The sequence below is a fragment of the Candidatus Rhodoblastus alkanivorans genome (assembly GCF_022760755.1).
GTDB lineage: Bacteria > Pseudomonadota > Alphaproteobacteria > Rhizobiales > Beijerinckiaceae > Rhodoblastus > Rhodoblastus alkanivorans.
The window spans coordinates 2639916-2652880 of the sequence record NZ_JAIVFP010000001.1; the positions used below are offsets into that span (position 1 = coordinate 2639916).

At 63.9% G+C, this 12965-nt stretch carries 11 protein-coding genes; 3 read left to right on the plus strand and 8 right to left on the minus strand.

The annotated features are described in order from the left end of the window. Positions 1–44 precede the first annotated feature (44 nt). Positions 45–884 carry an IS5 family transposase gene (locus tag K2U94_RS12195; RefSeq protein ID WP_243065792.1) on the plus strand — a complete coding sequence of 280 codons (840 nt, stop codon included), beginning with the start codon at positions 45–47 and terminating at the stop codon, positions 882–884. Positions 885–1238: 354 nt separating this feature from the next. Here the strand turns inward: K2U94_RS12195 and K2U94_RS12200 are convergent, their stop codons facing one another. From K2U94_RS12200 to K2U94_RS20545, 3 genes are read right to left on the minus strand one after another with little or no spacing between them, the layout of a single operon-like run. Continuing rightward, positions 1239–2126 carry a hypothetical protein gene (locus K2U94_RS12200; RefSeq protein WP_243067471.1) on the minus strand — a complete coding sequence of 296 codons (888 nt, stop codon included), beginning with the start codon at positions 2124–2126 and terminating at the stop codon, positions 1239–1241. Positions 2127–2186: 60 nt separating this feature from the next. Continuing rightward, positions 2187–2816, minus strand: coding sequence for a hypothetical protein (locus K2U94_RS12205; protein WP_243067472.1), 630 nt, complete (start codon positions 2814–2816; stop codon positions 2187–2189). 46 nt (positions 2817–2862) lie between these two features. Further along, positions 2863–2988 (minus strand): hypothetical protein, encoded by a 126-nt coding sequence (locus K2U94_RS20545; RefSeq protein WP_272884858.1) that lies wholly within the window; start codon positions 2986–2988, stop codon positions 2863–2865. Between the two features lie 63 nt (positions 2989–3051). On the opposite strand from K2U94_RS20545, the gene K2U94_RS12210 reads away from it, so the two are divergent. Together K2U94_RS12210 and K2U94_RS12215 are read left to right on the plus strand one after the other, a co-directional pair. Continuing rightward, positions 3052–4698: an NHL repeat-containing protein gene (locus tag K2U94_RS12210; protein ID WP_243067473.1), complete on the plus strand. Its 1647-nt coding sequence runs from the start codon at positions 3052–3054 to the stop codon at positions 4696–4698. Then, the gene (locus K2U94_RS12215) at positions 4695–6161 is read left to right on the plus strand and encodes a class I SAM-dependent methyltransferase (protein ID WP_243067474.1); all 1467 of its coding nucleotides are present in this window, start codon (positions 4695–4697) and stop codon (positions 6159–6161) included. Before K2U94_RS12210 ends, K2U94_RS12215 begins: the two co-directional genes overlap by 4 nt. An 11-nt stretch (positions 6162–6172) precedes the next feature. Here K2U94_RS12215 and tssH read toward each other — a convergent pair whose 3' ends face one another. The 5 genes from tssH to K2U94_RS12240 form a co-directional block, all read right to left on the minus strand. Further along, on the minus strand, positions 6173–8803 hold the full coding sequence (gene tssH / locus K2U94_RS12220) for a type VI secretion system ATPase TssH (RefSeq protein ID WP_243067475.1): 2631 nt from the start codon (positions 8801–8803) through the stop codon (positions 6173–6175). Positions 8804–8815: 12 nt separating this feature from the next. Further along, positions 8816–9895 (minus strand): type VI secretion system baseplate subunit TssG, encoded by a 1080-nt coding sequence (gene tssG / locus K2U94_RS12225; protein ID WP_243067476.1) that lies wholly within the window; start codon positions 9893–9895, stop codon positions 8816–8818. Then, positions 9892–11850, minus strand: coding sequence for a type VI secretion system baseplate subunit TssF (gene tssF / locus K2U94_RS12230; protein WP_243067477.1), 1959 nt, complete (start codon positions 11848–11850; stop codon positions 9892–9894). Before tssF ends, tssG begins: the two co-directional genes overlap by 4 nt. Before the next feature lie 5 nt (positions 11851–11855). Beyond that, on the minus strand, positions 11856–12383 hold the full coding sequence (gene tssE, locus K2U94_RS12235; protein WP_243067478.1) for a type VI secretion system baseplate subunit TssE: 528 nt from the start codon (positions 12381–12383) through the stop codon (positions 11856–11858). Positions 12384–12459: 76 nt separating this feature from the next. Next, entirely contained in the window at positions 12460–12951 is a 492-nt protein-coding gene (locus K2U94_RS12240) for an Hcp family type VI secretion system effector (RefSeq protein ID WP_243067479.1), read from the minus strand. Positions 12952–12965 lie beyond the last annotated feature (14 nt).

Genomic DNA, 12965 nt, shown 5'->3' on the forward strand with positions numbered 1-12965 from the left:
GGCCCTTGATTCCCTTGGTTTGCAACAACTTTGGGAGATTCGCGATGCCGTGGAGCGAGGCCGATCGCGCGAAGTATGAAGTCATTCGGGCGCGCTATTCAAGCGATATGTCGGAGGCCGAACTGGCGCTGATTTCGCCGCTGTTGCCGCCGCCCAAACGGCGCGGACGCAAGCCGACAGATGCCCAGATCATTCTCAACGCCTTGTTTTATTTGATCCGCTGCGGCTGCCCATGGCGATATCTGCCGAAGGATTTTCCGCCGTTCACGACCGTGCAAAACCGCTTCTACGCGTGGCGCGACAGCGGCGTGTGGGCGCAAATCATCAGCGTTCTCGTGATGGACGCCCGCGAAGCGGAAAGCCGTGAGGCCGCGCCGACGGCTGTCGTCGTCGACAGCCAATCTGTCAAGACGACGGAAGCCGGCGGCCCCCGTGGTTTCGATGCGGGCAAGAAGGTCAAGGGGCGCAAGCGCCATCTCGCCGTCGACACGATCGGTCTGCCCATCGAATGCCAGATCACGACCGCCGACGTGCAGGACCGCGACGCTCTCGCGCCGTTGCTGAAGGCCGTGCATCGCAAGAGCCCGTGGGTGAAAATGTCCTTCGTCGACGGGGGTTATCAGGGTGATGAAGCCAAGCGCGCAGCCTTCGAGGCGAGCCGCATTTCCATCACCGTCGTCAAGCGAACCGATAAAGAGGTGAAAGGATTTACGGTGCTGCCGAAACGCTGGGTCGTCGAAAGGACGCTCGGTTGGATCAATCGCGCGCGCCGTCTGTCAAAAGACTTCGAGGCGACCATCGAATCCGCCCTCGCGTGGCTGCAATTGGCCCTGGCTTTCCTTCTCATGCGAAGGCTGGCGAGGGCAAAAGCCAGTCAGAATTGAAATTCGAGTCGGGTTCTGAGCGCGGATGACGTTCAGAAGAGGAACAGGGTTCCGCGAGCGCTCCAAACCTTATTTACACAGATGAACAAGGATCAGTTCAGAGATCTCATCAAATAGTTTAGAAGTTCTTCCGAATATAATGACGTCTTTCGCTTTTTCTCAATAAACCCCGATGGTTCGGTCACCTTTTGGGATAATCTGTTGGAGTTCGACGAGGAGGATCTCGAGGGCGAGGGCGAAGCCGCGCCCTGAAGGACGCTGCCTCACGCTGAAAGATTGCCCGGGAGAAAGATCAGGGCCGCAGGTCGAATGCGGTCAATCGCGGCGGGTGGCCGATTTGATCCTCGCGCCTGTTCAAGGCTCCCTGAATTCAGCGATGCGGACGTCAAGCGTGTCGTCGGGGGCGCCGCGCTCGACGTGAAAAACGGAGACGCGGTTCACGGTTTTGCCCGGATAGATCGTGTAGTCCACGCCGGTCCGCAATTTCCGGCCGGCGTCAGCCGTCGCTTCGGAGACGGAAAGGCCGATCTTGCCGTCGGCGAGTTTTTTCCAGACGCCCGGTTCGGTCAGCATCACATGTCCCCATGTATTATCCTGGCCCGGGATCGGATCGGCGATCACTCCCGTTTTGGGATCGCATTCGGCGAGCACGTAGATCTTGCTCGAGTCGATGTCGTCAAGCTTCTTGATTTCGGCGGCGCGGCCGCCGAGCTTGAACAATCCCTCAATATCGGTCGTCGGACCCGGGTCCTTCAAATTGTTCTGGGTCTTCCAGTCGGCGCCCTGAGCTTGCATCGCGCGCTGGTAATAATTGCCGGCGAATCCATTGCAATCGAGACCGACGAAATCGGCGGCGAGGAAGGCGTTCAACGCCGTATGGGCCTTGTGAAATCGATACACCAGTTGAATGGCGATCTGGGCCTGTTCGGGCGAGCCCTTGCCGACCCAGGGATAGCGAAAGGCGTTCCACAGCTCGGCGGGCGTCAGCGAATCCTCGATCGGCGCTCCAGCGATGGAGATCAGCTTCACATCCGTCTTGTCCTTGAGGCGCGGCGCGATGTCGTTCCAGATGGTTTCGCGGTAGGCGCTGTTGCTGAGCCGGTAATTGGCGAAGCTCACATCCTGCCAGCCGGACGGCGCGAGGGCGGAATTGTCGGGCCCGCCTTCCTCCGGCGGATAGATATAGACCCGCATTTTCAAATATTTTTGGGCGAATTCCCCGGGAGTCAAAGCGGTGGCCATTCTCTCCTCCCTGCGTCTGGGTCGCGCCGCGCGAGGCATCGGCGTCGCAATGAACCGCATTCATCCGTCGTGGGTATATTGCCGCCCTAGCACCAGGCCCCACACGCCGCCGGGCCCGTTGAAACGGTAAACGGGGTGGAGCGCGACCGCGAGGCGCAGAGCCTCCCACTCCTGTTCACCCACGGTCGGAATGGCGACGTCCCCGATCTGATATTGGGCGAGCAGCGACTGGGCCGTACGCTCGGCGCCGGAATAAAGCGCGTCGTTCGCCCATCTCGGCTTGGGCAGGCCCGTCATGCGGCAAAAGAGAGCGGTGCAGACATAGGCGGAGGCTTCCTCCGCATTGCCGTCGATGCCGGTGCGCAGCAAGTCGTAAGCGGCGTGCAGGCTCTCGTGGACCACCGTCGCTTCGTCGAAGCGGCCCATCACCGCGGCGATTTCGAGCGTATTGGCCTTGACGACCGTGCCGTCCGCGCGGGTGCGCGCGACATCATTATATTGCGCCGCCACGCCCGCCGGGAGATCCGTGGGCGACCGCACCGACACCCGGCCGGAGCGGATGGCGTGAGCGACGTAATGGAACGTCTGCGGCGCAATCGTCACACGACCGCCCGCGATCGGAAAATGAAAACGGATGCGCGCGACGGTCGGGCCGAAAAGAACCGACAGCGCTTGGTGTTCGAGCGACATGATCCGTCCCCCAAAGGCTTCCTGACCAGACGACCGGGCGTTCGCTTCAGAAATCGAGGACCGCGGCCTGAAAATCATCTGGCGCGGTATTGCGCCGGGCGAACTGGCTCACCGACGGATAAGCTCCGGCGCCCGCATCCGCCGTGGCCCAGCCCAGGACGGCGGACTCCAAGCCCTTCCTTCCTCCGCCGCCAGTGCTATTATAATCTGAAAGGGACGCGGAGGGGAGACCGTCGTGTCGATCGCCAGAATTACTTTCGTGGCGGCCTTGTTGTTGGCGTGCGGCGTGACAGCTCGCGCCGATAACGTGTTGACGCGCAGCTTTTCGCGGGGCGATGCGGCGACCGACGTCGGCATCGCGCCGGGCGGCCCGGATGTCGAGCTCGAAGGGCCGGACGCCATTTATTCCGGCGACAATGGCGAGATCTATGTTCTCGATCAAGTCAACAGCCGCATATTGAAATTCGATCCGCGCGCGCCCGGAGCGCCTCCGCAGGAGTTCCTGCTGCCCGACGGGGTGTCGCCGACCGACCTCGTCGTTTCCAATGGCAAAATCCATGTCTGGGACGGTCAGGTTCTGACCCTCGAGCCGACGGGTCCGGCCTCGTCGCCGACGCGCGGCCTTACCCTTACCCGCTCCGCCGAACCGGTCGACGACACCATCAACGACGCCTTCTCCCAGATGGGATCGCGCCAGCCAGGCGAAAGTCTCGAATCCCTGCTTGAACCGACGCGGTCGCTGACCCCGGCCGGTCGCCGCCAGCAAACGGTGGCCACCCATGGCGGCGGCGCGGTCATTGCGAAATTTTCGCCGTTCGACGGCGACGCCGCGGTCAGGATCGACGTCGCCAGCCGTCGCGGCGGCCATGAATTGGCGAAGCTCGACCTCCGGGTGACGAGCCGCCTCGGCGCGGTCGATCTTCTCGATATCGACAGCCACGGCCGCTACTATGTTTTCGCCGAAAACGTGCCGGAAGGACCGGGCGACACGGCGTCCGATTTCGTCGCGCGCTATGGCCCCAATGCGACGCTGGAAGGCGTTTACGATCTGCCCCTGACCCGCGACTCCGGGCTTGCCCGCCGCTTCGTCACGGTGTCGCCGGATGGCGAGGTCTATTTCCTGCGCACGCGAAAGGGATCGAGCAATATTCTCGGCGTCGGCTTCAGGCGTGTCGCCAAGGGCGAGGCGCTGCCCTATGGCGCCGCGGTCGCGCCGAGCTTTTCAGCCTTCGACAAAATCGGCGCGACGCACGCTCTGGTCCGGCCCCTGACCCGCCGCCAGGTGATCGAGAACGGCATAGCCTTCGCCACCGTTCGCTGGCGGGTGACGCCGACCGCCTATGGCCCCGATCCAGACCGGCGCTGCTCCGGCTTCAACCGTATCCGGCGCCCCGGCTACATGCGCGGCAAGCTCAATCGCGACGTCGTCGGCATCCCCTATTGCTGGGGCTGTTCCGGCAGCCTGTCCAAGATCGCCAGCCTGATCCAGCACGGCGAACTGGCGGGCAATGTCTGCACGCGCGACAATCCGCGGCGCGACATCGCCGGCGTGGACTGCTCCGCCTTCGTCAGCGCCGCCTGGGGACTGTCAACCCATTTCACCACCCTCGCCATTCCCTCGATCGCCCGCCCGGTGCCCAATGTCTGGGACATGCTGCCGGGCGACGTTTTCGACAAGCCGGGCTCGCACGTCATGCTCTTCATGCGATTCACCCGCGACAGGAAGGCGGAGGTGCTGGAAAGTTCGACCGGCGGCTGCAATGGCAAAGTGTGCCACAATATCTATCCGGTCGGCTCGCTCCTGGCGCGCGGCTATCGTCCGATGCGCTACCGCGCCCTCATGAACGCCGATCTCAGATCGATCGCGCCGGATCGCGAATGACGATGAGCGACGGCGCGGCGACCGCCTATGACGTCGTCCCCTATCCCAATTGGCCGACCGCCCACAGCAACCCGGCGACGCTCGGGGCGCTGGCCCAACTGCTCGGCAGGCCGGCGGCGCCTGCCGACAAGTGTCGCGTCCTCGAAATCGCCTGTAACGAGGGAACCAATATCGCCAGCATGGCGGCAGCCGCGCCAGGTTCGGAATTTGTCGGAATCGATCTGGCGGCAGGCGCGATCGAACGCGGCCGCAAAACCCTCGCGCTCGCGGGTCTGGTCAATGTATCGCTCCATTGCTGCGACATCGCCGAACCGGCGGCGATTGAGGGCGAGTTCGACTATATCGTCGCGCACGGAATCTATTCCTGGACCGGCGAAATTGTGCGCAAGGCGATCCTGCGCGTCATGGGCCAGCGCCTGACCGCGCACGGAATCGCCTTCCTCAGTTACAATGCCTTTCCCGGCTGCCGCCTGCGGCAGACGCTTCGCGACTATCTCGCGCGCATGGTCGATGGCGTCGACGATCGGCGCGAACGCATCGAAAAGGCGCGCTGGGCGCTTGAATATCAGATCGGCGGGTGGTCGGAAGACGTTCCGTTTCAAAAGGCTTTGATCGAGACCGCGCAATCGACCCTGGAGCGCCCGCCCGAAGTCCTGTTTCACGACGAAATGGCCACGATCTGGGAGCCGCAATTCCTCGACGCCGTCGTCGCCGCCGCCCGTCCCGAGGGGCTCGCCTATCTCGCCGACGCCCTGCCCGCGTCCGTTCGGGACTGCCTGTTCGAATCGGCCCGGTTCGACGCGGCGCGGCGGTTCACCGGCGGCGACTGGGCGCGTTACGAGCAATTGCTGGATTTCACCGACATGCGCGCTTTTCGCTGGTCGCTGTTGGTGCGCGACGGCGCGCCGATCGACCGGCTCGCGACGCCCGATCGGGTGCGCGGTCTGTGGGCGTCAGCCGCCCTGACGCGGGTCGAGCCCCGTCCCGACCAAAAGGCGCATGTCTTTCGCGCGACCGACAAGGTCGAGTTCGAAACCGACGATTCCGATCTCGCCGCTCTGTTTGACGCCCTGTCTTCCGCTGCCGCGACGCCGCTCGACGGGATCGCCCACCGCGCCGATCTGGTCGAGGCGGCGCTGCGTCTCTATGTCAATGGCGTCGTGACCCTGTCCAACGCGCCGCCGGCCTATAGTCTGACGCCGGGCGAAAGGCCGCTCGCCAGTCCGCTGTCGCGCGCGCAGGCCGCGCAGGGCGAGCGGGTTCTGGCGGCGCTCCATCACAAGCCGGTGCGCATGGACGACCCGTTCTGGTATCGCTTCCTGCAGGAGCTCGACGGCGTCAACGACCGCGCCGCTCTAGCGCGTTTCGTCAGCGCGCAGACCGGCAAGAGCGCAGACGAGGCGCGTATTTTAGCGCCGCGCGCGCTCGAGGAGTTCGCGCGCCTGCGGCTGCTGATGGCGTGATCCCAGGCTGATTACCGCCACGCATAGGCGAAAGCCCCGTTCTCGAACGAAACGCGCGCTTCCGTCAGCTCCTGCCTGGCGAGCGAGCGTTTGAGAAATTCGCGCGACAGCGCCGGCAGCAGCGTGTTGGTGATGATGTTGTCGATCATGCGACCGCCGGAATCGGGATCGTTGCAGAGCGAGACGATATGGTCGACCACGGCGTCGTCATAGACGAAGGCGGCATTGTGGCTTTCGCGGATTCTCTTGGCGATGCGGTCGAGCTGGAGCCGGACGATGCCGGCCAGCATGTCCCGCGAGAGCGGATAATAGGGTATGGCGACGATGCGGCCGAGCAAGGCAGGCGGGAAAACTTTCAGGAGATCGGAACGCAGGGCCTGAGCGAGCGCCTCCGGATCGGCGGCATAGGGCGGCGTCGCTCCCAGCTTCATGATCGTGTCGGTTCCGACGTTCGACGTCAGAATGATCAGCGTGTTCTTGAAGTCGATCCGCCGGCCGCTGCCGTCGTCCATCACTCCCTTGTCGAACACCTGAAAGAAAATTTCATGCACGTCGGGATGCGCCTTCTCGACCTCGTCGAGCAGGATGACGCTATAGGGCTTGCGCCGCACCGCCTCCGTCAGTCGGCCTCCCTCGCCATAGCCGACATAGCCGGGCGGCGCGCCCTTCAAGGTCGAGACCGTGTGCGCCTCCTGGAATTCACTCATATTGATCGAAATGATATTGCTCTCGCCACCGTAAAGGGCCTCCGCCAGCGCCAGCGCCGTTTCCGTCTTGCCGACGCCGGAGGGGCCGCAGAGCATGAAGACGCCGATCGGTTTGTTGGGATTGTCGAGCTTCGCCCGGTTGGTCTCGATGCGCCGGGCGATCATCGCCAGGCCGTGGCTTTGGCCGACCACGCGACGGTTCAGGATTTCCGGCAGGCGCAGCACATTCTCGATCTCGTCCCGGACCATGCGGCCGACGGGAATGCCGGTCCAGTCCGAGACGACCGAGGCGACCACCTGTTCATCGACATGGGCGTAGACCATGCGGTTCTCCGCCTCGATGGCGTCGAGCGCCTCGAATTTGTCCTTGAGCCGCGCCGGGCCTTCCGCCTCGTCCCGCGGCTTGTCCTTGCCGGCGCGCAAGGCGGCGATCTCCTCGACCAGGGCTTTTTCCCTTCCGTAATCCTCCTCCAGTTTGGCGAGCTTTTCCTGCAGCGCCCTGCTCTCGGCCTCTATTTCGGCAATGCGCGCGTCGACGTCGGCGCCGAGTTCGCGGTCGGCTTCGAGCGCTGTCCTTTCCTGCGCGAGGGCGGCGATGGCGACGCGCGCGTCCTGGATTCTGGCTGGCGTCGCGCTCTGGCTGATCGCCACGCGGGCGCTCGCCGTATCGAGCAGGCTCACCGCCTTGTCCGGCAATTGCCGCGCCGGAATGTAGCGGCTCGACAGCGTGACGGCGGCGACAACGGCGGCGTCGGAAATGCGCACCTTGTGATGTTTCTCCATCGGCGCAAGGACCCCGCGCAACATGCCGCACGCGCGCGCGACGTCCGGCTCGTCGATCGAGATCGGCTGGAAGCGACGGGTCAATGCCGGATCCTTTTCGATATATTGCCGATATTCGGACCAGGTGGTGGCGGCGATCGTGCGCAACGTCCCGCGCGCGAGCGCTGGCTTCAACAGATTGGCGGCGTCGCCGACCCCCGCCGCGCCGCCGGCGCCGATCAGCGTGTGGGCCTCGTCGATGAAGAGAATGATGGGCTGCGGCGAGTTCTGAACTTCGTCGATCACCGAGCGCAGGCGCTGTTCGAATTCGCCCTTCATCGAGGCGCCAGCCTGCATCAGGCCGATGTCGAGCGCGCAGAGTCTCACGCCGCGCAAAGGCGGCGGAATGTCGCCGGCAGCGATCCTTTGGGCGAAGCCCTCGACCACCGCGGTCTTGCCGACGCCAGCCTCGCCGGTGAGAATCGGATTGTTCTGGCGGCGACGCATCAGCACGTCGACGATCTGACGAATTTCCTCTTCGCGGCCGAGCACCGGGTCCATTTCACCGGAAGCGGCTCTGGCGGTGAGGTCCTGGGAAAAGCGGTCGAGCGCGGACTGTCCGCGCGAACCGGCGGCCGCGGCCCCCGGGCTATCCGCGCCGCGCAGGCCCGAGCCGTCCATGGGACGCAGATTCGCCTCGTCGGAATCTTTCCAGATCGCGCGGTGTTCGTCGGTCAGCCGGTCGACGGCGATTTTTTCAAATTCCTTGGAAATCGAAATGAAAGCGCGGCGCAGATCGTTCGCCTTCAAGGCGGCGACCAGCAGATGGCCGGTTCGGATCTGGGTCTCGCCGAACAGGAGCGTGGCGAAATGCCAGCCGCGGTCGAGCAAATCAACGATCGCATTGGACACGCCAGGCATTTCGGTTTCATTGCGCTTGAACCCGTCAACCACACGCGCGACATCGGTCGCCAGCCTCGCCCGGTCCAATTGGAAGTCGTCGCAGCTGAGCGCGAAGTCCGAGCGCTCCTCGCCAAGGATTTGCGCCAGCCAATGCGCGAGTTCGACATTGCGGTTGCCGGCGGATTTGGCCAGGCGAAGCGCCTTGATGAATGTGTCGTAGCCGAGGCGGTTGAGCTTCCCGGCAACGGTTTCCAGACTGACGTCGGCCATGGCCCCTCCCCCTCAGACAGCGGCGCCGCTCTCGCGATTCCCTTCGCGCTTGCGACGGATCCGGTCGGCGGCGTTGAAACGCGCGTCGGAAAAGCGGCCGTCAGCGCCGGGGTCCGGCGCGAGCCAGCTCGTCCACCCGAGCCGTGTCGCCACACCGAGGCGCATGGGCGGCGCGGCGTGCGCCGGTATGGACAGTTCGACGTCCCAGTCGATCTCGTCGCCAAACATGAAATAGACGAGATCGACAAGAGGCTCGCACAATCGCCCTTCCGGCAGGAAGCGCGCATAATCCTCCATATCGGCGACGAACAGCCGGACGCGAATCTTATCCTGCACGCTGTAGAAGACGCCGCCTATCATGGTGTCGACGCCGAGACCGCACAGCGCGGCGCCAAGGCGCGTGCGATCTTCCGGCGCTAATTCGAGTCGCGTTCCGACGAACTGCTCGATCTCGGCGGCGGTCTTGAAGAGCGCGCGGATCGCGCCGCGCAGGCGCGAAGCCGATTTCACTTTTGAACCGATCAGGCCGGCGATGCCGAGCTTGCCGGAATCGGCGATCGTGTCCAATCCCGCGAAGATCGGCGAGCCGAGGCCGATCGCGGAGCCGACATAGGCGATGAAGCGGTCCTCGGCCGGACGGTCGTGCTGCGCCGCCGGCCGCGCGTCGGCCCAGGCGCGAAAGAACAATTGCAGGAAGCGATGGTTGAAAATGTCGAGGAAGCGCGGAAAGGCGTCGTCGCGCGCCAGCATCCAGCGCCAAGCCTCCTCGGTCGTTGCCAAAGGCAGGGCGCCATTGGGTCCGAGCAGTCCGAGGAATTTAACCAGAATCGCATATTTGCAATCGGATTTCTCGACGAAGGACGAGAGGTTCGAAGCGGGAAAATCGAAATAGGGATCCTGTCCGAGCAGGACATATTCCTCGCGCCGCGAGGCGGCGTCGCCGATGCGTGGCAAGGCAGGGCGCGCCGCCCTGTCGTCGGAACGCCCGGGATCGGCCTCGATCGGGCGGCCGAATTGCCGCTCGAGGCGCCGGAGCGTGTCGAAGAAATCAAATCGCCACGGCTCCCGAGAAAGATCGTCGATCGAGGTCATGCGAGCCGCCTTGCGCCGACGCGAACCGGCCAGCGGACGATCTCGCCGCGTTCAGCGCCGCGGACGATTGTCTGGGTGAAATGATTGACGCTGACGTATTCGCCGAAAAACCGCTCGAGTATGGCGCCGAGTAGGAAGACTCCAGTTCCCTCAAAGGCCTTTTCGTCGAGCGCCACGGTGATTTCGACGCCGCGCGCCGCGCCGACGCCGGCGCCGCGGCGCATGCGTCGGACGACCGGGCGCGAATCCATGGCGCGCACGCCGCGAATGCGTCGCTCGATCGCCGAATCCGTCGTGTCGGCGAACATCGCGAGCGTTTCGCGCAAAGCCAGCGCGTTAAGGCCGGCGCCGCGCTCCACCAGACCCAGATGATTGAGGCTGAGCATATTGATGAGGCGCCAGGCGACGCCGCCCCGGCTCAGATTCTCGTGGCGGCCGCGCATGGGCGAAACGACGGGTCCGCGCGGCGGCGTCGGACCGGCGACCGCCTGCGCCTCGATCTCGGCGGCGTCAAGCAGGCGAAGTTCGAGACCCTTGCCGACGGGCATATGTTCCGTCAGATGGCGATTGGAGCACAGGGCGCGCACGCTCAGTTCGACGATCGCGCGCTTGTCGTCGAGGCCCGCGGGCTCGACCAGGGAAATGAACATCTCGGCGCCGATGTAATTGGTCGGCGGGCCGTAGCGGCGCTCCTCCTCCGACCGCCGACGCGGCAGGCGGCGGATCGTGTAGCAGAGATCCGGCTCGCGCAGACCGTCGCCCGCCGCCGAATAAAGCGGGAGAACCGGCGCCCTTCCACGCCCCCCGGCGAAATGCGCCGTCATGTCCAGGATGCGGTGGGGCTCGTAGTCGAGATGATGGCTGCGATCGGCGACGACCTGATATTCGTTCTGATTGCGGCGCACCGGAATGCGGTCGAGCGACTTCTCGAACAGATTGATCGCCGGGGCCGCATAGAGCGCGAACATGCGCGGATCCGTGGCGGCGGCGAGGCGGGCGTTGACCTCGTCGAAAGCGATGACGATGTCGAGGCTGCGGGCCTTGACGTCGGCGAACAGCCGGCGCAGGCCGGTGAGGCGGAATCCCAGGAATTTGCGAGGAAAGACGAAATATTCCCGCAGCAGTTCGAAACCGGAGAACACCCGGTCATCGAGGGGAAAAAGCCGCTCGTCCTCGGCGAAACCGATTTGCTCAACGCACTCAACGGGCGCCTTGATGACGACCGGATCGCCGAAGCGATCGAGATAGCGCAGCATCACGCCGGCGCGGCGGGCGTGGATCTGCTCGTAAAGTCCGACCGCGTCCGCTTCAGGCCCGACCAGATGAATGACAAGTTCATCCGTCTTGCATCCGGCGAACCAGAACGATGGATCGCTGTTGGCTGGCAGATCGAATTTCTCGTCTTCGCGCCGCGCGACGGAGCGATGGAGCAAAGCGAGCCGCAGACCGGCGCGAACGTTGTCGCCGGTGGGCAGACCCAGCGCCTGGAGCGCCGCCGGCGTTTCGAAATATTGCGCGGCCGTGATTTCGAAGGGCCAGGCGACAATTTCCGAGGTCAGGCGGAACCGGCAGGAGACCAGGCGATCGCGCTCGCGATAGGTGGCGTCCACAAGAGAGCCGCGCGGAAATTTGAGGCCGTCGCGCAAGGCGGGATCGCCATAGGGCGGCGAGACCGCCGTCAGCATGACCGACGGCGTCGGGGCGAGATAATGGGGAGCCAGCTGTTCCAGCAGATTGTTGCAGAATTCGGGAAACTCGTGCTTCAACTTGAGCTGGACGCGGGCGGCGAGAAAGGCCGCGCCCTCCAGGAGACCGGAAATCATCGGGTCCATTCGCTCGGCGATCAGGCCGCCGAGACGTTCCGCAATGCCGGGATATTCTTCCGCGAATTCCCGCGCCTGTTCCTTGAGAAGCTGGAGTTCGCGATTGTAATGGTCAAGGAACTCCCGATCCATCGGCGCTACGTGCGGCTGACCGAGATTTCGCCGCTGTCGAAATCGACGTCGGCGACGAATTCCACGGGAATGTTGATCGGCTGGCAGACGAGTTGAGCATCGACGAGAAATCGCAATCTGAGCATTTCGCCGTCAACGGAATCGTCCCGGCGAACAACGATCGATCCGGCGTCAAGACGCGGTTCATATAGTTCGAGCGCGCGCCGGATTTCACCTTCAATTTCCCCCACCTTGGCCTCGTCGATCGTGCGGTGGGCGATGTCCGGCAATCCGTAATTGAGGATCGAAGCGCGCACCTGGTCGAAATCTTCCAGATTGTCGGTCGATTCGAGCGCGATCGAATTCATCAGCAGTTCGAGATCGCGCGAAACCTCCCGGCGCAGCAGCGCTTCGGTGACCGCAACGCGCCCGCCGCCGCGGCGGGGCGCGCCCCTGTCAAGGGCAAGAACGGATCGCCTGGCGTCCTTGGCCTCGTGGGCGGCGCGGAACGCGAACATCAGCGGCGGGCTCAGGCGGTTGTTTTTTTGCGACATGGGCGCGCTCGTCCGGACGCCGACCGCGCCGCGACGACGCATTTGCGCTGTCGCGGCGACGAAATGAGAGGAGGTCTCAGACCTTGACGGATTTCTTGATGTCCCAGCCGGCTTGCGTCACCGGTCCCGCGGAGCCGTCGGCCTTTTGTTCCTTATATTCAAACTCTATTTTGGAGAAGTTCAACGAAAGGGATTCGTGCGGCAACGTATTGCCCGAGGCCCCGCTCACTTGAAAGGATGAAACCAGCACGTCGGAGAGCTGGACCTTAAAATATTCAATCTGCCCCTCCTTAACGCCGGCCTTGCGCACCGTCAGAGTTCCTTTCGGAATGTGCTGGCCGGTGGCGCAGGCGGCGAACAGCTTCGGCGTCGACTTGTCGGAATATTTGGTGAAATGGGCGTCATGCACGTTGGTCTTGCCGGTGCCGCCGCCCGCGCCGATCGCGAAACTGCCAGTATTGGTGGCGCCCAGGGACCAGGACTGCAATTCGATTTCCTTTGCGTGTTTCGAGTCCTGAGATTCGCCTTCGATGCCGTCGAGCTTGAGAAAATAATCGACTCTCGACATGGTTCCCCCCTTTT

Bases quoted from the DNA above. Each gene is read 5' to 3' on its own strand.
- K2U94_RS12195 (WP_243065792.1), top strand. From the start codon at position 45: ATGCCGTGGAGCGAGGCCGATCGCGCGAAGTATGAAGTCATTCGGGCG.
- tssH (WP_243067475.1), bottom strand. From the start codon at position 8,803: ATGGCCGACGTCAGTCTGGAAACCGTTGCCGGGAAGCTCAACCGCCTC.
- tssG (WP_243067476.1), bottom strand. From the start codon at position 9,895: ATGACCTCGATCGACGATCTTTCTCGGGAGCCGTGGCGATTTGATTTC.
- K2U94_RS12240 (WP_243067479.1), bottom strand. From the start codon at position 12,951: ATGTCGAGAGTCGATTATTTTCTCAAGCTCGACGGCATCGAAGGCGAA.
- tssF (WP_243067477.1), bottom strand. From the start codon at position 11,850: ATGGATCGGGAGTTCCTTGACCATTACAATCGCGAACTCCAGCTTCTC.
- tssE (WP_243067478.1), bottom strand. From the start codon at position 12,383: ATGTCGCAAAAAAACAACCGCCTGAGCCCGCCGCTGATGTTCGCGTTC.
- K2U94_RS12215 (WP_243067474.1), top strand. From the start codon at position 4,695: ATGACGATGAGCGACGGCGCGGCGACCGCCTATGACGTCGTCCCCTAT.
- K2U94_RS12205 (WP_243067472.1), bottom strand. From the start codon at position 2,816: ATGTCGCTCGAACACCAAGCGCTGTCGGTTCTTTTCGGCCCGACCGTC.
- K2U94_RS12200 (WP_243067471.1), bottom strand. From the start codon at position 2,126: ATGGCCACCGCTTTGACTCCCGGGGAATTCGCCCAAAAATATTTGAAA.